The sequence below is a fragment of the Streptomyces bauhiniae genome, assembly GCF_004784475.1.
In the GTDB taxonomy this organism is placed as follows: Bacteria; Actinomycetota; Actinomycetes; order Streptomycetales; family Streptomycetaceae; genus Streptomyces; species Streptomyces seoulensis.
Genome location: NZ_SRRT01000002.1, coordinates 949,998 through 972,775 on the forward strand (window position 1 = coordinate 949,998; position 22,778 = coordinate 972,775).

General features: G+C 72.3%; 23 protein-coding genes and 1 pseudogene. 12 read left to right on the forward strand and 12 right to left on the reverse strand.

From position 1 onward, the window contains the following. Window positions 1-11: 11 nt before the first annotated feature. The 5 genes from E5083_RS09690 to E5083_RS09710 form a co-directional block, all read right to left on the reverse strand. Window positions 12-332, reverse strand: coding sequence for a hypothetical protein (locus E5083_RS09690; RefSeq protein ID WP_208754005.1), 321 nt, complete (start codon window positions 330-332; stop codon window positions 12-14). A gap of 226 nt (window positions 333-558) precedes the next feature. Further along, window positions 559-1,728, reverse strand: coding sequence for an NAD-dependent formate dehydrogenase (locus tag E5083_RS09695; protein WP_135785174.1), 1,170 nt, complete (start codon window positions 1,726-1,728; stop codon window positions 559-561). Window positions 1,729-2,117: 389 nt separating this feature from the next. Further along, complete coding sequence (locus tag E5083_RS09700; protein ID WP_135785175.1) at window positions 2,118-2,531, reverse strand: (R)-mandelonitrile lyase; 414 nt, start codon at window positions 2,529-2,531, stop codon at window positions 2,118-2,120. Between the two features lie 33 nt (window positions 2,532-2,564). Next, window positions 2,565-3,332 (reverse strand): glucose 1-dehydrogenase, encoded by a 768-nt coding sequence (locus tag E5083_RS09705; RefSeq protein ID WP_135785176.1) that lies wholly within the window; start codon window positions 3,330-3,332, stop codon window positions 2,565-2,567. Between the two features lie 36 nt (window positions 3,333-3,368). Further along, window positions 3,369-4,385 (reverse strand): zinc-dependent alcohol dehydrogenase family protein, encoded by a 1,017-nt coding sequence (locus E5083_RS09710; protein ID WP_135785177.1) that lies wholly within the window; start codon window positions 4,383-4,385, stop codon window positions 3,369-3,371. Between the two features lie 136 nt (window positions 4,386-4,521). Between E5083_RS09710 and E5083_RS09715 the strand changes: the two are divergent. Both E5083_RS09715 and E5083_RS09720 read left to right on the forward strand, forming a co-directional pair. After that, window positions 4,522-5,403 (forward strand): annotated as a pseudogene (locus tag E5083_RS09715) (helix-turn-helix transcriptional regulator). A 76-nt stretch (window positions 5,404-5,479) separates the two neighbouring features. After that, a complete protein-coding gene (locus tag E5083_RS09720) occupies window positions 5,480-6,085 on the forward strand; it encodes a flavodoxin family protein (protein ID WP_135785178.1) in 606 nt (201 codons plus the stop codon). A 17-nt stretch (window positions 6,086-6,102) separates the two neighbouring features. Here the strand turns inward: E5083_RS09720 and E5083_RS09725 are convergent, their stop codons facing one another. The 5 genes from E5083_RS09725 to E5083_RS09745 form a co-directional block, all read right to left on the reverse strand. Further along, window positions 6,103-7,329, reverse strand: a complete 1,227-nt coding sequence (locus E5083_RS09725; protein ID WP_135785179.1) for a PP2C family protein-serine/threonine phosphatase — start codon at window positions 7,327-7,329, stop codon at window positions 6,103-6,105. Window positions 7,330-7,599: 270 nt separating this feature from the next. Further along, window positions 7,600-8,001: a hypothetical protein gene (locus E5083_RS09730; protein WP_018549471.1), complete on the reverse strand. Its 402-nt coding sequence runs from the start codon at window positions 7,999-8,001 to the stop codon at window positions 7,600-7,602. Between the two features lie 620 nt (window positions 8,002-8,621). Continuing rightward, complete coding sequence (locus tag E5083_RS09735; RefSeq protein ID WP_135785180.1) at window positions 8,622-8,945, reverse strand: DMT family transporter; 324 nt, start codon at window positions 8,943-8,945, stop codon at window positions 8,622-8,624. After that, the gene (locus tag E5083_RS09740) at window positions 8,942-9,301 is read right to left on the reverse strand and encodes a DMT family transporter (protein ID WP_135785181.1); all 360 of its coding nucleotides are present in this window, start codon (window positions 9,299-9,301) and stop codon (window positions 8,942-8,944) included. The genes E5083_RS09735 and E5083_RS09740 overlap by 4 nt, the downstream gene beginning before the upstream one ends. Beyond that, on the reverse strand, window positions 9,298-9,846 hold the full coding sequence (locus E5083_RS09745) for a TetR/AcrR family transcriptional regulator (RefSeq protein ID WP_135785182.1): 549 nt from the start codon (window positions 9,844-9,846) through the stop codon (window positions 9,298-9,300). Before E5083_RS09745 ends, E5083_RS09740 begins: the two co-directional genes overlap by 4 nt. Window positions 9,847-9,935: 89 nt before the next feature. Between E5083_RS09745 and E5083_RS09750 the strand changes: the two genes are divergently transcribed. Together E5083_RS09750 and E5083_RS09755 are read left to right on the forward strand one after the other, a co-directional pair. Next, window positions 9,936-10,520: a TetR/AcrR family transcriptional regulator gene (locus E5083_RS09750; RefSeq protein WP_135785183.1), complete on the forward strand. Its 585-nt coding sequence runs from the start codon at window positions 9,936-9,938 to the stop codon at window positions 10,518-10,520. 54 nt (window positions 10,521-10,574) lie between these two features. Next, window positions 10,575-11,339, forward strand: coding sequence for an SDR family NAD(P)-dependent oxidoreductase (locus tag E5083_RS09755; RefSeq protein ID WP_135785184.1), 765 nt, complete (start codon window positions 10,575-10,577; stop codon window positions 11,337-11,339). Window positions 11,340-11,368: 29 nt separating this feature from the next. On the opposite strand, the gene E5083_RS09760 is transcribed toward E5083_RS09755, so the two are convergent. Continuing rightward, window positions 11,369-12,106: an SDR family oxidoreductase gene (locus tag E5083_RS09760; RefSeq protein ID WP_135785185.1), complete on the reverse strand. Its 738-nt coding sequence runs from the start codon at window positions 12,104-12,106 to the stop codon at window positions 11,369-11,371. Window positions 12,107-12,199: 93 nt separating this feature from the next. On the opposite strand from E5083_RS09760, the gene E5083_RS09765 reads away from it, so the two are divergent. The 8 genes from E5083_RS09765 to E5083_RS09800 all read left to right on the forward strand — a co-directional run bounded on the left by E5083_RS09765 (window position 12,200) and on the right by E5083_RS09800 (window position 21,106). Continuing rightward, window positions 12,200-13,063: a LysR family transcriptional regulator gene (locus E5083_RS09765; RefSeq protein ID WP_135785186.1), complete on the forward strand. Its 864-nt coding sequence runs from the start codon at window positions 12,200-12,202 to the stop codon at window positions 13,061-13,063. Between the two features lie 27 nt (window positions 13,064-13,090). Continuing rightward, window positions 13,091-13,345: a DUF3253 domain-containing protein gene (locus tag E5083_RS09770; protein ID WP_135785300.1), complete on the forward strand. Its 255-nt coding sequence runs from the start codon at window positions 13,091-13,093 to the stop codon at window positions 13,343-13,345. Between the two features lie 61 nt (window positions 13,346-13,406). Next, window positions 13,407-15,107 (forward strand): trypsin-like serine peptidase, encoded by a 1,701-nt coding sequence (locus E5083_RS09775; RefSeq protein ID WP_135785187.1) that lies wholly within the window; start codon window positions 13,407-13,409, stop codon window positions 15,105-15,107. A 3-nt stretch (window positions 15,108-15,110) separates the two neighbouring features. Then, window positions 15,111-17,213: a tetratricopeptide repeat protein gene (locus E5083_RS09780; RefSeq protein WP_135785188.1), complete on the forward strand. Its 2,103-nt coding sequence runs from the start codon at window positions 15,111-15,113 to the stop codon at window positions 17,211-17,213. A 106-nt stretch (window positions 17,214-17,319) separates the two neighbouring features. Further along, window positions 17,320-18,720 (forward strand): VWA domain-containing protein, encoded by a 1,401-nt coding sequence (locus E5083_RS09785; protein WP_135785189.1) that lies wholly within the window; start codon window positions 17,320-17,322, stop codon window positions 18,718-18,720. Continuing rightward, a complete protein-coding gene (locus E5083_RS09790; protein ID WP_135785190.1) occupies window positions 18,717-19,556 on the forward strand; it encodes a hypothetical protein in 840 nt (279 codons plus the stop codon). Before E5083_RS09785 ends, E5083_RS09790 begins: the two co-directional genes overlap by 4 nt. Window positions 19,557-19,654: 98 nt before the next feature. Further along, complete coding sequence (locus tag E5083_RS09795; protein WP_167513500.1) at window positions 19,655-20,767, forward strand: ABC transporter substrate-binding protein; 1,113 nt, start codon at window positions 19,655-19,657, stop codon at window positions 20,765-20,767. Window positions 20,768-20,782: 15 nt separating this feature from the next. Continuing rightward, entirely contained in the window at window positions 20,783-21,106 is a 324-nt protein-coding gene (locus E5083_RS09800) for a CU044_2847 family protein (RefSeq protein ID WP_135785192.1), read from the forward strand. Here the strand turns inward: E5083_RS09800 and E5083_RS09805 are convergent. Further along, the gene (locus tag E5083_RS09805; protein WP_135785193.1) at window positions 21,101-22,732 is read right to left on the reverse strand and encodes an alkaline phosphatase D family protein; all 1,632 of its coding nucleotides are present in this window, start codon (window positions 22,730-22,732) and stop codon (window positions 21,101-21,103) included. The genes E5083_RS09800 and E5083_RS09805 overlap by 6 nt on opposite strands. Between the last annotated feature and the right edge of the window lie 46 nt (window positions 22,733-22,778).

Consider the following 22,778-nt stretch of genomic DNA (forward strand, 5'->3'; position numbering starts at 1 on the left):
CTGGTCCCGGCTCACCATGAACCGTAGCCGCCGATGCATTCGTTGCGCACATAGCCCCAGTCGTTGGGGCCGAAGTCGAAGGTGGCGGCCCAGCCGTTGTAGACGGGGTGCGCGCCTCGGGTGTGGCCGACCTTGTCGCCGTAGTACAGCGTCCGGACCAGGCCGGTGGGGCCGGAGGAACTGTCGTAGTTGGCGTAGAAGCTGGCGCTCTGGCAGGTGATGATCGCGTGGTCCGGGACGACGGCCGCCTGGGCCGGGGCCGGGATCTGGAGCAGCGCGGCGGTGGCCAGCGCGGGGGCGGCGAGAGCGAGGGCTCGTCCGATCAGGGGCACGGCGCATCGACTCCTCGTGGGGGAGGTGTGGGTTGACGCGGGTAGACCGTAGCGCGGATTGACATGCTCGCAACAGGGTGCGCGGTGGATAGGTCACGCCTATGACGGCGCCTGGGGGCCCTCTTGAAGGCGTCAATGCGAAGACATGAAAGAGCGGCCGTTTTATCCGGTGTTGCATTCCATGCTGGAACACCGGATAAAACGGCCGCCGAACCTGTTGTTCGGTTCAGTTCTTCTTGTCGCCCGCGGTGTAGGAGGCGGCGCCGGTGCCGGCGAGCTTGCCGCCGTCGACGATGAGGTATTCGTCGCGGATGGGCTTGTCGTCGAGGAAGTCCTCGAGGATTTCGCGGGTGCCGGCGGCGTAGCGGGCCTGGGCGGTCAGGGAGGTGCCGGAGATGTGAGGGGTCATGCCGTTGAAGGGCATGGTCCGCCAGGGGTGGTCGGCCGGGGCGGGCTGGGGGTACCAGACGTCACCGGCGTAGCCGCCGAGCTGGCCGCTTTCGAGGGCGCGGACGATGGCGTCGCGGTCGACGATCTGGGCGCGGGCGGTGTTCACGATGTAGGAGCCCTTGCGCATGCTGTTCAGGAGCTTCTCGTCGAACAGGTTCAGCGTCTCGGGGTGCAGGGGTGCGTGGATGGAGACCACGTCGACGTTCTTGGCGAGGTCCTGCGCGGTGGCGTGGAAGGTCAGGTTCAGCTCTTCCTCGACCTCCTTGGGCAGACGGCGCTTGTCGGTGTAGTGGAGCTTGACGTCGAAGGGCTTGAGGCGGCGCAGCACGGCCACACCGATGCGGCCGGCGGCGATGACACCGACGTCCATGCCTTCGAGGTCGTAGGAGTGCGAGACACAGTCGGCGATGTTCCAGCCGCCCTCGGCGGCGATCTTGTGCGAGGGCAGGTAGTTCCGCACCAGCGAGAGCACCATCATCACGGCGTGCTCGGCGACGCTGATGGAGTTGGAGTAGGTGACCTCCGCGACGGTGATGCCGCGGGCGATCGCGGCGTCCAGGTCGACGTGGTCGGAGCCGATACCGGCGGTCAGCGCCAGCTTCAGCTTCGGCGCCTTCGCGATGCGCTCGGGGGTGAGGTAGGCGGGCCAGAACGGCTGGGAGATCACCACATCGGCGTCCGGCAGCTCACGGTCCAGGACCGAGTCGGGGCCCTCCTTGTCGGAGGTGACGACCAGGGTGTGCCCGCGGGACTCCAGGAACTCCCGCAGCCCCAGCTCACCGGAGACGCTGCCCAGCAGCTCGCCGGGGGTGAAGTCGATGCCCTTCGGGCTGGGCAGGGTCTGCCCGCCCGGATATCCCTCGATCTTCGGCAGACTCGTCCGGGCGTACCGGGGCGGGAATCCGTCGACCGGGTCCGGGTAAAGGACGCAGACAATCTTAGCCACGATTTCCTCCTCTGGAATGACGGAATAACCCCGGAATTCCTCACCGGTTTCCGTTCCGAAAACCACACTCCACCCGTGCGGGCAGCGGGGTCAAAGAGGGGGATTCGACTGCTTGATAGGTGATGCTTATCGCTTGACGCGTTCAACCTCTTCAGGGTGGGGGCATGGGGGTCTGTTAGGGCACTGGGAAAGACCGAACTACGTTGCCTAAGCTGGGAGTTAGGCGCTGCACCACGACCCCTGCCCAGAACGAGCGATGCGCGCGGCGCCGCTTTCAATCGACACCGCACCCACCTCTGAACAGCTCACCTTGTGACCGACGCCACACCTTTTAGGGCCGCATATGCGAGCCAGAGCGCGCATCTTGCGCCGCAGATGCGCACACCCCGCTACCGGCTGCGCGTACGCGCCCCGCTGTACTGCTCCTCCCCCACCGCCTCCCCCCAGGTGGTCTCCGCCCCACCCCCACCGGTCCCCTCCCACATCGCGATGTGCTCCATGAACCGCTCAGGCCCCGCCCCATGCCAGTGCTCCTCCCCCGGCGGGCAAGTGACCGTCTCCCCCGGGTGGGCCTCCAGGACCGTGCCGTCGCGGGTGCCGATCAGGGCGACGCCCGAGACGACATGGAGGGTCTGCCCCAGGGCGTGGGAGTGCCAGTGGGTGCGGGCGCCCGGGGCGAAGCGGACCAGGTTGGCGCGGAGGCGGGAGGGTTCCTGGCCGGCGGCGATGACGTCCCACCAGACGTCGCCGGTGAACCACTCGGCCGGGGCCTTGCTGGTGGGCTGTTGCTGGACGAATTCCATGGTGTCTCTCAACTCTGTTGTACGGGTGGGCAGTCAGCGGGCGACGTATCCGCCGTCGACGGGCAGGGCGACGCCGATGACGAAGGCGGCGCCCGGGCTGCACAGCCACAGCACGGCCTGGGCGATCTCGTCGGCGGTGCCGAGCCGGTTGATGGGCTGGCCCGCCTCCGCCTCGGCGCGGTCCAGCTCCCCCTTGGCGATCATGTCGCTGACCATCGGGGTGTCGATGGTGCCGGGGCAGACGGCGTTGATACGGATGCCCCGAGGGGCGTACTCGAGGGCGGCGCTGCCGGTCAGGCCGATCACGCCGTGCTTGGAGGCGTGGTAGGAGGCGCGGCCGGGGATGCCGACGAGGCCGCCGAGGGACGAGCAGTTGACGATCGCCCCGCTGCCCCGGGCGCGCATGTGGCGCAGCTCGTGTTTCATGCAGGCCCAGATCCCGCGCAGGTTGATGGCCTGGACCCGGTCGAACTGGTCCGCCCCCTCCTCCGCCGCGTCGGTGGGCGGCACCTGGATGCCCGCGTTGTTGTACGCCATGTCCAGCCGCCCGAAGGTCGCGACGGTACGGTCGACCGCTGCGGCGACCTGCTCCTCGTCGGTGACATCGCAGGTGAGGGTGAGGAACTGGCGGCCCTCGCCCGTGAGTTCCCCGGCGGCCTGGGCGAGGGCGGCCTCGTCCACGTCGGCGAGGGCGACGGCCGCGCCGGAGGCGGCGAAGGCACGGGCTGTGGCCAGACCCATCCCGGAACCGGCGCCGGTCACGAAGGCGACCTGGCCGCTGAAGTCATAGGTGGGGTTCATACGGTCCTCTCCAGTGGACGGGGGTCCTCCGTCCGGTCAGGGCTTCAGCAGCGTCTTGATCGCGCGGCGCTCGTCCATCGCCTGGTAGCCCTCGGCGACCTGGTCCAGCGGGAGTGTCAGGTCGAAGACCTTGCCGGGGTCGATGCGGCCGGTAAGGACGAGGTCGATCAGTTCGGGGAGGTAGCGGCGGACGGGGGCGGGGCCGCCGCGCAGGCCGACGTGGGAGAAGAAGAGTTCCTGGGCGTCGATCGTGACGTCGTGCGGGACGCCGACGAAGCCGACGTTGCCGCCGGGCCGGGCGGAGTGGAGCGCCTGCCGCATGGACTCGGCCGTACCGACGCACTCCAGCACCGAGTCGGCGCCGATCCCCTCGGTGAGGTCCTTGATCCGGGCGACGCCCTCCTCCCCGCGCTCGGTGACGATGTCCGTCGCGCCGAACTCCAGGGCGAGCTTCTGCCGGGGCTCGTGGCGGCTCATGGCGATGATCCGCTCCGCGCCCTGCTCCTTCGCGGCGATCACCCCGCACAGGCCGACCGCGCCGTCCCCGACGACGACCGCCGTGGAGCCGGGCCGGACCTCCGCCGCGAGCGCCGCGTACCAGCCGGTGCCCATCACGTCGGAGACGGCGAGCAGGCCGGGCAGGAACTCGTCGCCGGGCGTCTCCTCGGTGGCGACGAGGGTGCCCTCGGCGTTGGGGATGCGGACCAGATCGGCCTGGCAGGTGCTCATGAACTCGCGGTGCAGACAGTTGGACTGCCAGCCGTTGCGGCAGTTGGCGCAGGTGTTGTCCGAGGTGGCGAAGGACCCCACGACGAGCTGGCCCGGCCGTACGGACGTGACCTCGTCGCCGGCCTCCTCCACCACGCCGACGTACTCGTGGCCCATGGGGTGCGGGTCCCCGATCGGCTCCAGGCCCCGGTACGGCCAGAGGTCCGAGCCGCAGACGCAGGTCACGACCGTACGGATGATCGCGTCGGTCGGCTGGAGGATCTTCGGGTCGTCGAGCGTCTCGAAGCGCACATCGCCGGGGGCGTGGATCACTGCTCCGCGCATGACGGGCTCCTTTGGGGGTTCGGTGCGGTTGCTTCCGTATCCAGGTAACCGCTGTCGCGCGTGGGCAGCGAGGCACCGTCGAGGGGTGTACCAGCGGTACATCCCTCACGGGGCGGGCGGGACGTACCGTCGAGGGGTGGACAACCGTGAAGAGGTCCGCGAGTTCCTGACCTCGCGGCGAGCGAAGATCACCCCCGAGCGGGCCGGGCTGCCCGCCGGGCCCCGGCGCCGCGTGCCCGGCCTGCGCCGCAGCGAGGTCGCGGCGCTGGCGGACGTCAGCGTGGAGTACTAAGCCAAGCTGGAGCGCGGAAACCTGGCCGGGGTCTCACCGGCCGTCCTGGAGTCCGTCGCCCGCGCCCTCCAACTGGACGACGCCGAGCGCGCCCACCTGCTGCACCTGGCCCAGGCCGCCGACGGCTCCGACGCCCTCACCCGCCCCCGCCGCCGGCGCGCCAAAGAGCCGGCGGCGCCCCACCGCAGCCTCCAGTGGACCCTGGACGCCGTCACGGCGGGCCCGGCCTTCGTGCGCAACGCCCGCATGGACGTGGTCGCGGCGAACCGGCTGGCCCGCGCCTTCTACAGCGACCTCTACACCGGCCCCCAGCCGCCGAACCTCGCCCGCTTCAACTTCCTCGACCCGGCCTCCCGGCGCTTCTACCCGGACTGGGACACCTTCGCCGACATCGCCGTCGCCATCCTGCGCACCGAGGCCGGCCGCGACCCGTACGACCGGGACCTGCACGACCTCGTCGGCGAACTCTCCACCCGCAGCGAGGAGTTCCGCTCCCGCTGGGCCGCCCACGACGTCCGCCACCACGGCACCGGCACCAAGCACTTCCACCACCCCACCGTCGGCCCCCTCACCCTCGCCTACGAGGGCCTCCAGCTCACCGCCGACCCCGCCCTGACCCTGACCGTCTACACGGCCGAACCGGGCTCGGCGTCCGAGGAGGGGCTACGGCTGCTCGCGTCCTGGTCGGCCACGGAGGAAGCCGCCCCGCGCTCCGCCACCGGCTGACCCGCACGCGGTCCGTCCGGGCGAATACCTCCGGACACCACCTTTCGACCCCGCCGATCGGGGAACCCACACCCCCATGCGCGCTCTCGTCATCAACTGCACCCTCAAGCCGTCCCCGGAGCCCTCGAACACCGAGGCGCTCGCGGGGATCGTGATCGCCGCACTCAAGGGCTACGGAGTGGAGGTGGACGTCGTACGGGCCGTCGATCTGAACATCGCGCCCGGCGTCGAGACCGACATGGGGAAGGGGGACGAGTGGCCCGGTGTGCACGAGAAGCTGCTCGCCGCCGAGATCCTCGTCATCGCGTCGCCGACCTGGGTCGGGCACCCGTCGTCGGTGGCGCAGCGGGTGCTGGAGCGGATGGACGCCATGATCAGCGAGACGGACGACGACGGGCGGCCGGTCGCGTACAACCGGGTCGCCGGGGTGGTGGTGACCGGCAACGAGGACGGCGCCCACCATGTGATCAGCGAGATCGACGGCGCCCTCGGCGACATCGGGTACACGGTCCCCGGCCAGGCGTGGACCTACTGGCACCTCGGCCCCGGTCCCGGCCCGAACTACCTGGACGAGGAGCGCGGCCACGACTGGGCGGCCTCCACCGGGCGGGCCATGGCGTCCAACCTGTTCCACACCGCGCGGGCGCTGGCCGCGCACCCCGTACCCGCGCCCCCGTCCTGACGCCCCGGCCCAGACGGTCAGATGTCCGCGCCGGCGTGGGCGTGGCGGCTCTCGCCGGTGGGGCCGTGCCAGTCGAGGCACAGCACGGTGGCGTCGTCCTCGAGGTGGTCCTGGCATGCCTCGAGGACCGCCGCGACCAGGTGGCGTACGACCTCGCGCGGATGCTCCGCGGCGGTGTCCCGGAGGAGGGCGGGCAGGTCGACGGAGGCGGCCTGGCGTTCCTGCATGCCGTCGGTGTAGAGCACCAGGCGGTCGCCGGGCCGCAGATCGATGTCCTGCACCTCGTACGGGCCGCGCGGTCCGGCCACGCCGAAGGGCAGGTTGACGTCCAGATGGACCGGTTCGACCTCGCCGCCGCGCAGCCGCAGCGGCCAGAGGTGCCCGGCGTTGACGAGCTGGACACCGCTCCCGTCGAGGGCGACGCGCAGCAGTTGGCCGGTGGCGAAGGTCCGCCGGCCGTTCTCGAGCAGCGCCTGGTGGACGCGCTCGGCTTGCTCCGCCAGGCCGACTCCGGCCCGGCGGGCGCCGCGTGAGGCGTTGACCAGCAGGGTGGCCATCAGCGCGGCGTGGACGTCGTGGCCCATCGCGTCGGTGACGGACAGGTGCAGGGTGTCGTGGTCGAGGGTGTAGTCGTAGGTGTCGCCGGCGATGCTGTCCGCCGGGACCAGGGCGGCGGCGAGGGCGAACTCGGCGGCCTCGCAGGAGGGCGCGGAGGGCAGGAGCTGGCGCTGGATCTCCGCGGCGAGGCTCACCGGGGTGGTGCGCTGGCCCCAGTGGTAGAGGTCGGTGAAGCGGCGGTCGGTGACGATGATGTACGCCAGCGCGTGCGCCGCCTCGCCGACCTGTTGCAGTACGTCCTCCGTCACCTCGGGCAGCCACAGTTCCAGCACGCCGATGGTGTCGCCGCGGTTGGTGACCGGGGCGAGGACCCGCTGTCCCTCCCCGCCTTCCGGGGCCTGGACCAGCTTCTGGGTGCGCAGGACCTCCTCGTAGACGCTGCCGGCCAGCGGGATCTGGTCGGCTCGGCGGCCCTGCTGGGTCGGCGTCTCCTCGGTGACGCGCACCACGCGCCGCCCGACGACGTCGACGAACAGGAACGACACGTACTGCGCGCCGAACCGCTCGCGCAGGTTGCGCGCGACCACGTCGAGGGAAGCCACCGGAGCGGCCGCCTCCGCCGCTGCCAGCACCTCGGCCAGTCCGATACCGTCACGCGTCACGTCAGCCTCCCTGGGTCGAACCATTCTCCTTCCCGCCGGTCGAACCGGCACACGAAGCGGCCCAGGTGGGCGGCCCTCACTCGACGGCCGGCGGTGCCGACCGCAGGCCCCGGCTCCAGCGCAGCGTCAGCCGGATCAGCCCGGCCAGGGTGAGCACGAAGACAGCCGGACGTCCTTCATGACGAGCACCTCCCGCTCGGAAGCCGTCACCTGCTGCTTCCGCCGTCCGCGCGGCCACGGATGCGGCGAAGGGGCCGCGCCCGTCGGACGCGGCCCTCCCGTGGTGCGCTCCCGCTAGTCGAGCAGCGTGACCGAGTAGTCCAGCGTGGTCCCGGTGACGGAGTACGTCGCCGTCTGGCCGTTGTCGCAGTACGAGACGTACCGGTTGCCGTAGTTCTTGGTACCGGCGACGGCGTCGACGTACGGGCGCAGGTCGGTGCCCTCCGGGAACGACGTGGTCGTCAGGTCGATGGTCCGGGTCTGGTTCACGGGGTACGCGTCCGTCGACGGCGACTGCTCCCCGGTACGGGTGGTCGCGGCCCAGGAGAGCACGAACCCCGAGTTGTTCACCACCGCGACCTTCTGGACACAGGGCTCCGCCTGCGCGGGCGCGGCCTGCGCGGTCACCGCCGGGACGGCGGCGAGGGCGACGGCACCCATCAGCGGCAGCGCGGTCCTGAAGAGCTTGCGGTTCATCGTTCGACTCCCTCTCGTAGGACGTCAAGTCCCTTGCTGTGTACGGGACTTGGGATGCGGCGCGAGTACCCGGAGAAGTCCCGCGGCCACTCCCGTCCTCCGGCCGGCGCAGCGAATCGGCCATTCGTTCGGATCGGAGGAGCGCAGCCGGGCGCACCGGCCCGTGAGACACGTGTCAAGGCTGCTCGCCGCCCGTGCGGTCGCGTCCGTCGCCGGGGCCCAGGGGGCGTCACCGGCTGTCCGGGCGATGCCGTCGTGCGAGGAGGGGGCGGATGCGGAATGGCCGAATCCGAGGGCGGTCAGGCCGGCCAGGAGTGCGCCGCGAAGAACACCAGGACGCCGAGCGCGCCAAGCACCGTGAACGAGACCGAGAACCCGACGTTCACCCGCCGGTGCCGAGCCCGAAGAAGCCGAGGGCCAGCGGCGGGTACGCCGACGTGGTGAAGGCCACGTCCATGCGTCTCAGTGTTCCGAAGGGGGCACCGGGGTGCATGTGCGGCGCCGATGCCCCGGCTGCCGCCCGTGATCAGGGCGACGTTCCCTCGGATCGGTTCATGCCGTCGAGCCTGGCTGTCAGCGGCGCCGGGGGCCGGCGGGAACCGGACCCGGCGTTGCGCCGGTCAGTGCCCGGCGCCGAGTTCGATGCACAGCACCCCGACGGCGATGAGGCAGATACCCGCGCCCATGACCCTGGTGAGGGGTTCACCGAAGAGCGCGCGCGAGGCGACGGCGGTGAGGGCGACCCCGGCGGCGGCCCAGATGCCGTAGGCGACGCCGAGGGCCATGCCGCCGTGCAGGGCCAGGGTGAGGAAGGTGAAGGCGGCCAGGTAGCCAGTGATGGTCCCGGCGAGCCACCGCTTGCCGCGCCCTCGGGAGGCCATGCCCAGGCACAGCGTGCCGGCGACCTCGATGAGGATGGCCCCGGTGAGGAAGGCCCAGGTCACGAGGGTGCCCCTTCCTCGCGGGCGTGGCGGGCCTGGGCGGACTGCGCGCCGAGTTCGACGCAGAGCACGCCCGCGATCACCAGGGCGATGCCGATGCCCATGACCCCGGTGAGCGGATCGCCGAAGAAGAGGGCGGCGAGGACCGCGGTGAGGGCGACACCGGAGGCGCCCCAGATGCCGTACGCGACACCGAGGGCCAGTCCGGCGCGCAGCACCAGGGCCAGGACGGTGAAGGAGCCGACGTAGCCGACGACCACGAGGACGTAGAGCGCCGGATGGTCGAGGGCGCCGCGCAGGGAGAGGGTGGCGGTCACTTCGAGCAGGATCGCCGCGGTGAGCAGCAGCCACTTCCTCATGACGCGGGGTCCTCTGCCAGGAGGCCCTCGACGACGGCCAGCAGTTCGGCGCGGTCGCGTACGGGGACGGGGAAGACGCCGGTGGCTGCGGCCGTCCAGTACCCGTCGGCCAGCAGCCGGGCCGCCGTGAGCCGGGCCCGCGTGGTGTCCGGCAGGTCGTCCGGCAGGGTAAGCCAGGGCTCGATACGGCGCACCCAGGCGTCGGTCAGCGCGGTGCGGTAGTGCGCGTCGGTGTAGATGGCGAAGTCCGCGCGGTCGAACGGGGCGTTCAGGGCGACCTCGACATGCGCCCGGATGCGCTGGGCCGGGGTGGCGGCCTCCAGGGGCCGGCCGAGCTGCTCGAGCAGGAGCCTCTCCCACCGGTCGGCGACATGGTCGACGACCCCCAGCATCAGGGCCTCCTTGGTCGGAAAGTGGTACATCAGCCCCGGCTTCGACAGCCCGACCTCCTTAGCCGCCGCCTCCAGCGTGATCGCCCCGCCACCCTCGGCCCGGAGCAGATTCAGCGCCCCGTCGAGGATGCGCTGCTTCGCGTTCTTGGCCATGCCTCGACTTTACCAACCGGTTGGTAAAGCACGTCAAGCGACAGGGAACTAACTGGACCGCTCGGTCAAGAACAGATACGGTCCACCCCGTGGCCAGGACCAAGGAATTCGACCCGGACGCGGCACTCCAGTCAGCCCTCGAACTGTTCTGGCGGCGCGGCTACGAAGCGACCTCGATGGCCGACCTCGTACAGCACCTCGGCATCGGCCGGGCCAGCATCTACGCCACCTTCGGCAACAAGCATGACCTGTACCTCAAGGCGCTGGACCGCTACAACGAGCACCGCGACCTGACCCTCCTGCACGAACTCTCCCAACCGGGTCCCGCCCTGCCAGTCGTACGCGCGATGGTACGGCGTTTCGCGGCCGAGGCGAGCAGCGAACTCCAGCGCGGCAAAGGGTGTTTCGTCACCAACACGGCCGTCGAGCTGGGTGCGGACGACGCGGCCGCGGCCGGCCGGGTCGGGGCGAGCTGGGACCACATCGAGACCCTGCTGCACTCGGCACTCGTGCGGGCCCGCGCGCAGGGCGAGCTGCCCCCGGACCGTGATCCGCAGGCGCTCGCCCGGATGCTGCTGGTGCTGATGCAGGGCTTGCGGGTGGTCGGCAAGGCGTCGAGCGATCCGGGGCGGGTCGTGGACGCGGCCGAGCAGGCGCTGAAGCTGCTGGATTGAGCGGTGCGGGTGCCTCGAATGTGGAACGAACAGTCAACAAGGGGAGTTGTCAACGTGACCGCACGCTTCACCGGCAGAACCGTCCTCGTCACCGGCGCGGGTTCCGGCATCGGCCGTGCCATCGCGCTCGCCTTCGCCGCCGAGGGGGCCTCCGTGGTCGCGGCCGGCCGCACCGCCGCCCCGCTCGAAGAAACGGCTGCCTTGATTGAGGCAGCGGGCGGCAACGCAGTCGCGATCACGGCGGACGTAAGCCGCTCCGCCGAGGTCCGGAAGCTGGTCCGCCGCACCGTCGACCGGTTCGGCGCCCTCGACATCGCGGTCAACAACGCGGGCGTCTTCCGGGGCGGCGCCCCCGTGGCCGATCTGCCGGAGGAGGACTGGCGGGCCCTGCTCGACATCAACGTCACGGGAGTCCTGTTCAGCCTTCAGGCCGAGGTGGCCCAGATGCGCACCCAGCCCGGCGGCGGCGCGATCGTCAACATCGCCTCCAACCTCGGCGCCCACCGCCGCGCGAAGGGCCTGGCGGCGTACATCGCGAGCAAGGCGGCCGTCTCCGCGCTGACCCGTGCCGCCGCCCTCGATCACATCGCCGACGGGGTCCGTATCAACGCGGTGAGCCCCGGTCCGTCCGACACCGCGATGTCACTGCGGCCCGGTGAGACCGAGGCCGACCGGGCGTCCCGGATGAAGGACGTGGCGCCGCTGGGGCGGGTGTCGTCCACCGCCGAGATCGCGGCGGCGGTGCTGTACCTGGCCTCGCCCGACGCCGCCTCCGTGGTCGGCACCGACCTGGTCGTGGACGGAGGCGCGGCGGCCTGACGCGGCTCGCCAGGAACGGCCTGACGCGGCTACCAGGGGACGACGCCCGCGTCCTCGTGGAACGACCCGGAGGGCCCGTCGTCGGGCAGGGTGGCGAGCCGGATCGCCGTGGCCGCGCCCTGCTCGGGGGTGCGGGAGCCCGCGTGGCCGTTGAAGTCGGTGGCCACCAGGCCGGGGCACATGGCGTTGATCAGGATGCCGGTCCCGGCGAGCTGCCGGGCGTACTGCACGGTCATGCCGTTGAGGAACGTCTTCGAGGGGGCGTACGCCGCCATGACCGGCCCGATCTCGGTGTCCGGGTCCGCCTGCCGGGTCAGGGAGCCGACGGAGCTGGAGACGTTGACGATGCGCGGCGCGGAGGAGCGGCGCAGCAGGGGCAGCATCGCGTTGGTGACCCGGACGACGCCGAGGACGTTGGTGTCCACGACGGTGCGGATCAGGCCGAGGTCGATCGTGGTCGGGTCCTGGACCCAGTCCGGCCCCAGGTCGCCGGAGATGCCGGCGTTGTTGACCAGGACGTCCAGGCCGCCCGCCTGCCGCTCGACCAGCGCCGCCGCCTCGGCCACGCTCCGGTCGTCGGTCACGTCCAGCGGCACCCCGAAGGCGTCCACCCCGGCGGCCCGGAGCTTGTCGACCGCCGCCTCGCGCCGCGCGTCGTCGCGGGCTCCGACGCCCACCCGGAAGCCGAGGGCGCCGAGGCCGGCCGCGATCTCGTATCCGATTCCCTTGTTCGCGCCGGTGACCAGCGCGGTCTTCGCTTCGCTCATGATTCGATGCTCGCTCGTGGACCGGGGGTGGTGCCAACACCGATGCGGTGGGCTGTGATACCCGGCGGGTATCACCGGGTCTACGCTGGAGGCATGGAGGCATTGGAGACCCGTGAGCTGCGGTATTTCGTGGCCGTCGCGGAGGAGCTGCACTTCGGGCGCGCCGCCGAGCGGCTCGGTATGGCGCAGCCGCCGCTGTCGCGGGCGATCCAGCAGTTGGAGCGGCGCCTCGGAGTCACTCTGCTGGCCCGCGACCGTAGGGGCGTGTCCCTCACCGGCGCCGGTGAGGTGCTGCTGCACGAGGGCCGCGTGGCGCTCGACGCGGCCACGGCCGCCGCCCGCCGCACCCGCCGCGCGGGCGACGCCGACGGTGCGAACGGCACCCGCGACCGCCTGGTGCTGGCGGTGAAGGCCGCCGCCTCCCACGACCTGCTGCAGAAGCTCCTCGGCGCCTACGCGGCCGAGCCCGGCGCCGCCGAGATCGAGGTGCTGCCCAGCGGGATGTGCGAGCAGGAGGAGATGCTGCGCGACGGCCGCGCCGACGTGGCCCTGATGCACGCCCCGTTCAACTCCCTGGCCGGGTTCGACCACGAGGAGCTGATGCGCGAGGGCCAGATCGCCGTACTGCCCGCCGGGCATCCGCTGGCCGCGCGCGAGACCCTCACCCTGGCCGACATCACCGACGTACCCGACCTGCCACCCGCCCGCTGGCCCCGCGACGGCGCGTACCCGCCGGGGCCCGGCCCGGAGATCCACGACCAGACCCAGTTGGCCCAACTGATCGCGCTGGGGCGGACGATGGCCGTCTTCCCCGAGTCCGCCCACGCCTGGCTGTGGTCCGAGCACGCCGCCGTACCGCTGACCGACGCGCCCCCGGTCGTCACCCACATCGCCTGGCCCGCGCACAGCCGCTCGGTCGCCCTGGCCGGTCTGATCCGTACGGCGACCCGGCTCTGACGGTGCCAGACTGGTCGCGTGACGGACATGGACCAGCGGCTCGAGCGGACCATCATGAGCCTGCTGGAACAGCGTGCCGACACGTCCTCGATCTGCCCCTCCGACGCCGCCCGCGCGGTCTACGAGGGTGACGACGACGGCTGGCGCGACCTGATGGAACCGGCGCGCCGGGCGGCCTGGCGGCTGGTCGCGGCCGGTCAGGTCGAGGTGACCCGGTCCGGGAAGCCGGTCGAGGAGTCCGAGGCGCGCGGGCCCATCCGTATCCGCCGCGCACGCCGGTAGCGCGCCTCCTCGTCCCGACGCTCCAGGGTCAAACTCCCGTCATGTGCCCTACCGTTGGCGCATGGCGCTGCATCACCACAGTGACCGGCCGTGGCGTGTGCGAGTGGACGACGAGGAGGGCACGCCCTGTGGCGCCGGCGTGCTGCTGGACGACCGGCACGTGCTGACCTGCGCGCATGTGGTGCGGTACGCCGGGGCGGCCCCCGGAGGCACCACGTCCCGCCTGCGGATCAGTAGCGTGGCCTGCCGCCCGGAGTGGAGCCGTACCGCGTACGTGGCGCCGGACACCTGGGTGCACGAGAACGGCACGCAGCGCGGGGACGTGGCGCTGCTCGAACTCGACGAGCCGGCCGGGTGCGGCATCCGGACCAGGCTGTGGAAGGCGCCCATCTCCGGCGGCACCGTCCAGGTGTACGGCTTCCCGCAGCACGCGCCGTTCGGCATGGGCGCGGACGCCCGGCTGGCGGGGTCCGGTCACCGGCAGGGCGAGTGGGGCCTGTTGAACCGGATGCGCGAGGGCGTCCCGTGGATCGAGCCGGGGTACTCGGGCGCCGGTGCGATGGCGGTGGGCGGGGAGTTCGACGGCCATGTGATCGGCATCGTGGTGGCCGACTACGTCAACGGCGACGAGAAGGCGGCCTGGATGCTGCCGACCGAGACGATCCTCCGGTACCTCCCGGCGATCGAGGAGTTCACCGGCGGTGACCGCAACGACGAACTGGGGCCCACGCGTGGCGAGTTGCCCGCAGACGTGCTGGGCGACCCGCTGCGGCTGGCGCTGACCCAGGAGCTCACCCGGCTGCTCGACAGCGGCTGGTCCGGCACCGCCGTGGTCGGCACCGGCGGCACGACCGCCGTGGGCGACTCCTGGCTGGTCCGGCTGGTGCGCACGGCCGACCCGGCGGCCCGCGTCGGCGTCACGGACGCGGAGCTGACCGGCTCCCCCGGCGACACGGTCCTCGGCCTCGGCACCATCGACGCGGCCTACGACGCGCGCGGCAGATCGGTCGGCGACTTCGCCGGCTACCTCACCCGCCGCTTCGGGCTCCCCGGCGGCGACCCGCACGAGGTACGGCGGCAACTGCTGCGCCGCAGACCGCCCGCCTGCCTGGTGGTCGGCGGCGTCGACCGCGCCCAGGACCCCGAGGCCCTCCTGGGCGAGTTACTGGGCCAACTGGCCGCCCGCGCCCGCCCGCGCGGCCTCCGTCTCGTCCTGGGCTTCGAGGGCACACCCCCGCCCGGCCTCGCCCACGACGTCTCCCTGGACCCCGAACCACTGCGCGGGGACCCCGCCCGCAGCGTGAGCGCCGCCGAGGTCCAGGCGGCCGTCGCACAGCTCGCCGTACAGGAGGAAGCCGCGTCCGCGCTCCAACTGGAGTGGGGCGTACGGTTCTTCGCCGCGCCCCGGCTGCCGCCGCTGGCCGCGCCGCGCCTGCGGGTCCGGCTGGCCGTGGCCCGCGCGACCGAGCCCAACCCCGAACTCAGCGCGATCCACGACCAGGCCGCCGAGGCCCGCGCCGCCCTGACCCGGTTCGAGCGCGGCCTGCGCCGCATGGTCACGGCCCACGAGGACCTCACCACCTCCCTGGAACTCCACCGCGTCCGCGCCGCCCGGTACTTCGGCGACGAGGACCGCCCGCTCGCCGAACGGCACGCCCCGGCCGCCCGCGCCCTCCATACCGAGCCGATCGACCTCGGGGCCGCCCGCGAGCTGGTCCGGCGCTACCTCGACGAGGTGAACCGCCGGTTCGAGGAGAGGTGACGGGTGACGACGAGCCGCCAACGGTGCAACCGCCCCGACTGCGGGCGCGGCACCATCGACGACCAGGGCTTCTGCGACCGGTGCGACCGGCTGCCGCTGCCGAATCGCGACGCGGCCCCCGAGAGCCCGGTGCGGGCAAGTGCCGGTGTGGCCCAGGTGCGCCCCGACCCCTGGTACGGCCTCGGCCTGGTCGATCCCGTCCAGGCTCCGGAGGCCCTCGCTGCCCCGGACGTGCCCCCGGAACCGGTCGCCGAGCAGCACCGTTTCTGCCCCAACCCGGTGTGCGGGCAGCCGGTCGGCCGCGACCACGACGGCGAGCCGGGCCGGACCACCGGCTTCTGCCCCCAGTGCGGCACCGGTTTCGACTTCACCCAGCCGGGCGGCTTCACCATCGCCGACCGCTACGAGGTCCGGCGCACCCTCGGCTCGGGGGCGTACGGCGCCGCCTACCTCGCCCACGACCGCAACCTGGCGACCGACGTCGTCCTCAAGGCCCTGCACAAGTCGGTGGCCAAGACCGCGCTGCACGAGCGGGACATCCTGGTCGAGCTGCGGCACGACAGCATCGTCCGCATCCTCGGCTACGAGGACGAGGGCCCGCACCTGGTCCTCGAATACGTCCCCGGTGAACCGCTCGCGGCCCGCCCCGGCGACCGCCTCGAAACCCTGCTCGCGCATGGCGTACGGGTTCTCCAGGCGCTCGACTACCTGCACGCGCGGGGCCTGTTGCACTGTGACGTCAAGCCGCTGAACATCATCCGCTTCCGCGAGGAGAACCCGGCCGGCGCGCTCGACCGGGTACGGCTCATCGACTTCGGCGCGGTACGCAGCCAGACCAAGGACACCGGCCCGGTGGTGGCGTTCACCCGCGCATACGCTCCCCCGGAGTCCGACCCGGAGCATCTGCGGCCCACTCCCGGCTTCGACCTGTACGGGCTCGGCATGACCCTCCGCGAGGTCTGCCGCTCCTACGGAACCGACCGCTCCGCGCCCGGAGTTGATTCCCTCCATCTGCTGCTGGAGCGCGCCACGCACCCCGAGCCGTGGCGGCGGTTCGGGTCGGCCCGGCAGTTCGCGGAGCAACTCAGCGGTGTCGTACGGCAGGTGGTGGCGGCCCCTCCCACGTGCCGCCAAGTGACCCGCCTCTCGGCCCTGTTCGGCCCGGCGCCCGAACCCCTGCACGGCGGGCTGGGGTTGGCCCGTCCCCTCGCCCACTGGGCCGAGGCGCGGCCGGACCGCGACGCGCTGCTGGAGATGGCCCCGCCGTTCCGTTCCCCGGACCCCGGCGATGTGGCGGCCACCCTCCCGGCTCCCCTGTCCGACCCCGACGATCCGGGCGCCGGAGGCGCGCTCACCGAAAGCCGGCTCGCTCTGCGCCGACGGGACGCCCAGGAGGCGGCGGAGCGGCTCGCGGCGGCGGGCCTGCCCGACTGGCACTGGCTCACCGGCTGGTACTGCGGCCTGATCGCCCTGGCCGCCGGGCACGCGCAGCGGGCCGCCGTCGCGTTCACCGAGGTGCGCAAGGCACTGCCCGGCGAGCTGATACCCGGCCTGGCCCTCGGCCTGTGCGCCGAACTCCACGGCGACCGCACCGCGGCCCGGTCGCACTACGGCACCGTCTTCGACACCTCCCCCGCCCTCGGCGCGGCCGGTTTCGGGCTGGCCCGCGTCCTGCTGCTGGCCGGGGAGCGCGCCAAGGCGGTGGAGGTCGCCGAGAAGCTGGCCAAGGAGTTCCGCTACGAGCGCGAGGCACGCGTGGCGGCGGTGCGCCTGCGGGTCATGACCCTCCCCGGCCTTCGGCCGCCCACCGAGGACGACGTGAACCGGGCCAGGGCAGCCCTGCCGGGCCTCGACGTCACCGACGCGGCGGCCGCCGCACTCCGCGCCGAGATCCAGTACGCGGAGTTCCTGCGCACCCGCGACCGGCTGAAGCTGTCCGGCGCCGTCCGCGCCCTCGGCCCGCACGCGCCCACCGAACGTGAGTACGTCGCCCTGGTGGACCTGGCTAACAAGCTGCGCCCGGCGCTGAGTTGGGGATGGTGGGGAAAGCGCGACAGATCGGGTCACACCCGTTCCGGTGCCGCACCAGGACCGTTAAGCTCGTAAGACGTTCCGTCGATGACGGGAGCACGCTCCGCAACGAAGCGCAGCGACAGATCGGGTGGTGCCGGTGGGGGACAGGACACCCTTGGGGCTCAGCTTTGCCCTGGAAGTGGACTCGCCCTCGGACCTGGCCTACGACGAGCGGCGTGCGGACGCCCTGATCACCGTCACGGCACACGCTGCCGCCGGGCCGGAACCGCAGGTCCGTAGCGCCCAAGTCCTCATCATGGACCGCTCGTTGTCGATGTCCCGGCACAAACTGGACGAGGCCAAGCGCGCGATGTGCGCGGCCATCGACACCCTGCGCGACGGCACCCTGCTGGGCATCGTCGCGGGCAACCACCAAGCCGAGGTGATCTTCCCGCCGACGGGCGGACTGGCGGTCGTGGACGCCCGGTCCCGCGAGGACGCCAAGCTCCGGGTCGTCGGCCAACTCCCCGAGGGCGGAACGGCGATCGGTCAGTGGCTCGACCGTGCGCGCGACCTCTTCGCCTCGGTGGAGTCCCCCGGCACGGTGCGCCACGCGGTGCTCTACACGGACGGCAAGGACGAGCACGAGACCCCCGAACAGCTCGGGGAGATCCTCGCCGCGTGCGCCGACCGGTTCATCTGCCACGCGCGTGGCCTGGGCGACGACTGGCACCACGACGAACTCCTGCGCATCACCCAGGCGTTGCACGGAACCGCCGAGGCCGTCGTCACCATCGCGGACCTCACCGAGGACTTCACCCGCCTGATGCGGGAGGCCCAACGCATCGTGGTCCCCCGGCTGTACCTGGGCCTGCGCCTCAACAGCCGCTTCCAGCTCGGGTTCGTGCGGCAGACCCGCCCGGTCGAGGCCGACCTGACAGGACGTCAACTCGCAGACGGCGAGACCCATGTGCCTCTGGGCTCCTGGCCCGCGGAGTCCCGCCAGTATCAAGTCTCCCTCCGCTTCGAGCCCGAGAGCCTGACCGTCGACGAGCTGCTGCGTGCCGCCCGCCTCACCCTGCACGCCGAGTTCCCCGACGGCACCCGCCGCCCCTGTTCCGAGAGCGCGGCCATGGTCGTACGCCGCCGCGCGACCCCCGGCTTCGGCATCGCCCGCTCCCCCGACCTGACGCGCGTCGAGAACGAACGCGAACTCGGCATGGCCATGCGCGCCTGCGTGGACGCCCAGTTGCGCGGCGACCTCGACCGCGCGGACCGTGAACTGCGCCTGGCGACCGGCCTCGCGGAGTCCCTCGGGGACACGGCACGCCTGCGGCTGCTGCGCGCGGTGGCGACCACCGGCCCCGACGGCCGGCCCCGGCTGCGGCGGGACGCCTCCCGTGGACAGATGCTCCGGATCGGCGTCGACTCGACCAAGACCGTGAGCCGCCCGGCCGAGTCGCGCGAACTCCCGTTGCGGGAAACGGGTTTGCCGCGCGTGTGTCCCAACTGCGATACGACGGCGACCTCCCCCACGGCCAAGTTCTGCGAGGAGTGCGGCCACCCGCTCGGGGCCGGGGGCCCGGTGGACGCGTGGTGACCGCCGGGTGGCCGCATACGGTCGTGCTGCTGCGGTGGCTGCGGGCGGGCGTACTGGGCATGGTGGCGGTGACGGCGCTGCTGTACCTGGTGGTGGCGAACGGCGCCGAGGAGCAGATCGCCGCCGCCGACCGCACGACGACGGCCATCCGGCACATCGGCGCCGCGTACGTCCAGGCCGGGGAGGCCGACACCGCGCTGAAGGCCGTCTCCCGGACCGGCGCGATCGACCTGATCGGCACCAGCGGCGACTTCGCCAACGCCACCGCCCGCGTCAGCTCCCACCTCACCTCGGCGACCGAGGGCAACGCGGCCGGGGAACAGGGGCTCAGCCATATACAGTTCGTCCAGGGCCAGTTGACCACCTGCGTCCAGTCGGCCAACACGGCGGTCCTGGACGGCAGACCGGGCCTGGACCGCGCCCGCGACGCCCTGGACGACGAACCGGAGTACGACGGCAGGAACCCGGTCCCCTTCACCGGCGGCCTCAAGCAGTCGCTCATGGACCTCAAGGCACTGGAGGCCGAAGCCCGCGACCACCAGCGCAGCTCGGGCTGGCGGGACCCCGGCCTCCTCCGGGCCCTGTTCCTCGGCCCGCTGGCGCTCATGCTGCTGCTGGCCGGCGTCACCGGCCACCTGATCGTCCACCGCTTCCGCCGCTACCCCGGCCCGGCCCTCGTCCTGGCCCCGCTGGCCACCACGTCGATCAGCATCCCCATGTGCACGATCAACCCGCCGAACGTGGCGATCGCACTGCCCGTGCTCGCCGCCGCCGGTGCGCTCGGGTATCTGGCCTACCGTCCCCGGCTCGCCGAGTACAGATTCCCGCGCCCATGAGACGGCCCACGGCACCCTTCCTGCGCTGCGCCCTGATTCTCGGGCTGCTCCTGGCGTCCGTGTCGTGCGGCGGGCCGGAACGGAGCAAGGTGACGATCATGGTTCCCTGGTCCGGCACCGAGTTCCGGGCGTTCTACGCGGTCGTCAAGGACTTCGAGCGCGGCCACCCCGGCATCGACGTGGAACCCCAGGTCACCCGCGCCCTCACCCAGCAGCTCGACGCGGCGGTGGGCGCCGACGCCAAGCCCGACCTGGCCGTACTGCCCAGCGTGGGCGCGATCACCAAGTACCGGGGAGAGGACGCGCTCTTGAAGCTGGACGTCGACACGGGCGCCTACGTCCAGCCCTTCCGCGCCCTCGGCATGGACGGCGGTGACGTCTACGCGGTCCCCGTGAAGGCCGACCTCAAGAGCCTGATCTGGTACGACGCCCGGACCACCGAGCCGCCTTCACCGGGCCGGCCCGGCCGGTATCGCTGGTGCCTGGGGCTGGAGTCCGGGCCGACCTCCGGCTGGCCGGGGGCCGACTGGATCGCGGACCTGGTGCTCTCCGACGCGGGCGTCGACACCTACACCGACTGGGCCTCGGGCAACGCGGAGTGGGCGGAGGGACCGGTCAAGGAGGCGTGGACCGCGTGGGGGAAGCTGGTGGGGGCGGGCCTCAAGGGCGCGACCTCGCGCGCCTTCCGCCAGGCCGCCAACAGCAAGGACGCGCACGGGTGTTCGCTGAGCCACGGCTCCCTCTCCGCGATGCCCTTCAGCTCCGCCCAGGTGAGCGACGACCAGTACACCTACGTACCGTCCTCGCGCGACGCCCTGGAGGTCTCGGCGGACTTCGTCGGCAAGTTCACCCGGAACGAGGGCGCCGACGCGTTCATCACCTACCTGGCGAGCACCGAGGCCCAGCGGACCTGGGTGAACCAGCCCGGCTTCGCGGTCTCGGCCAACCGGAAGGTGACGGAGTACGACAACGCGATCCAGGGCCGGATCGCCCGGATACTCCGCTCCCCCGACTTCGCGCTCTGCTTCAGCGCCGCCGACGCGATGGACCCCGATGTGTCCGCCGCCTTCTACCGGGCGGTGCTGGACTACGCGAACGGCAAGGACCCGGGGCCGCTGCTGACCGCGCTCGACAAGGTGCAGCAGCAACTCGGTGATTCCTCGCGGGAGTCCGCGCCCGCACCGCTGTGCAGCACGCCCGAACCCCGCTGACTCCCAGGAGACCCCATGGCGGACGCCATCCAGTTCACCCTCGACGACGGCACCTGCGTCCTCGTCGCCCCGCCCACCCGCACCGGAACCGGGGCCGTGGGCCTGGGCACCCGGCTGGAGAGCGCGGGAGAGAGCCTGCGGGAGGCGCTGCGGCCGGTCACCGCCGCCGCCTCCGAGGTGATCGGCCAGTTCCGCGAGGTCGCCCAGCGGCCCGACGAGGTGGAGGTCACCTTCGGTGTCACCCTGGACGCCAAGCTCGGCGCGGTCCTGACGAGCGCGGGCACGAGTGCCCACCTCGATGTCACCCTCCGCTGGAGCGGCTCCGACCCCGCGCTATGACAGTTGACGCTCCGTCACCTTCTCCAGGCGGGCCCGCTCCCCATCGGCCGGCCGTGCCTGCTCCAGCAGCAGCCGGGCCGAACGGCCGTGCAGGTTCAGGGTCATGAGCTGGTTGCCGAACCAGGGGCCGCCCGTGTGCCGCCAGACGATGGGGAGTTGGGCGCAGCGTCCGTGCCGGGCCAGCAGGCGTCCCAGTGCGCGTGCCGTCCGGCTCCAGCCGAAGCGGAAGCCGAACCGCATCGACCGGGGTACCGAGTTGTGCACGGGCGAGCAGGTGAGCTGGGTGACGCGGGAGTCGACCGTCGCGGACCGCCAGGCGGGCTCGGCGACGTAGGCGTGATGGACGTCGCCGGACAGGACGCTGATCGTCGCCGGTGCCTCGGGGCCCGAGCCGGCCTCGGCGATCAGGTCCGCCAGCGCGGTGAACGACGCGGGGAACGCCGCCCAGTGCTCCAGGTCGGCCGCCCGGCGCAACCACTCCCCGAACCTGGCCCAGCGCGGGCCGCGTTCGCCCCGGCACAGGGCCGAGTCCCACGCCTCGGCGTCGTGCACGAGGTGGGGCATCAGCCAGGGCAGCGAGGTCCCGATCAGCAGGTGGTCGACGTTCTCCCGGCCGGTGAGCGCCTGGTCCCGCAGCCAGCGCTCCTCGTCCGGGTCGAGCATGGCCCGCTCGTCCTCGGCCAGCACCCGCGCCGCCCGTGAGTCCACGATCAGCACGCGCACCCGGCCGAAGTCGCGGCGGTAGCTCCAGCGGGTCGAGGCGGGGTCGGCGTCGGCCTCGGCGGCGAAGGAGCGCAGTGCGTCGGTGCCGTCCGCGGCGGAGGTGACGGCGGTGTACAGCGGGTCGGCGGCCAGGTCGTCCGGGGCGAGGTTGCCGATGTGCTGATAGACCCAGTAGGACATCAGGCCGCTCAGCAGCCGCTCCCGCCACCAGGGGGTGGCCCGCATGTCGGCCAGCCAGGAGGCGGAGGTGTTCCAGTCGTCGATGACGTCGTGGTCGTCGAAGATCATGCAGCTCGGCACGGTGGACAGCAGCCAGCGCACCTCCGGGTCGAGCCAGGACTCGCGGTACAGCCCGGTGTACTCCTCGTAGTCCGCCACCTGGGGGCCGGGCGGTTCGTCCAGGTCGCGGCGGGCGGCGATCCGCTTCTGGGTCTGCTCGGAGGTCTCGTCGGCGTAGACCTGGTCGCCGAGCAGCAGCAGGACGTCGGGGCGTTCGCCGCCCGCGACGAGCCGGGTGGCGAGGGTGTCGAGGGCGTCCGGGCCGGCCGGGTCGTGGCCGCCGTCGGCGGGCGGCGCGGCCCAGCGGCAGGAGCCGAAGGCAACCTTCAGGCCGTCGTCGGGGCCGGGCACGCGGATGCGGGACGGCGGGAAGGGCGAGTCGGCCGGCGGCCACACGGTCTCGCTCTCCAGCAGCACCTCGTACTCCGCCTCGGTGCCCGGGGTGAGGCCGGTCACCGGTATCAGGGCGTAGTGGTGGCCCGCTATCCGGAAGGTGCGCGCGGTGCCCTTGGCGCCGTCGGAGCAGCGCACCTCGGCGGTGCACGGACCGCTCGTCTCGACCCAGACGGTCGCGGACGAGCTGTCGACGTAGCGCAGCAGGGGGCCCAGGGTCAGGCTCGGCAAGATGTCCTCCGTCCCGCCCCGGCCGGTGCGGGCGGGGCGGACCGTA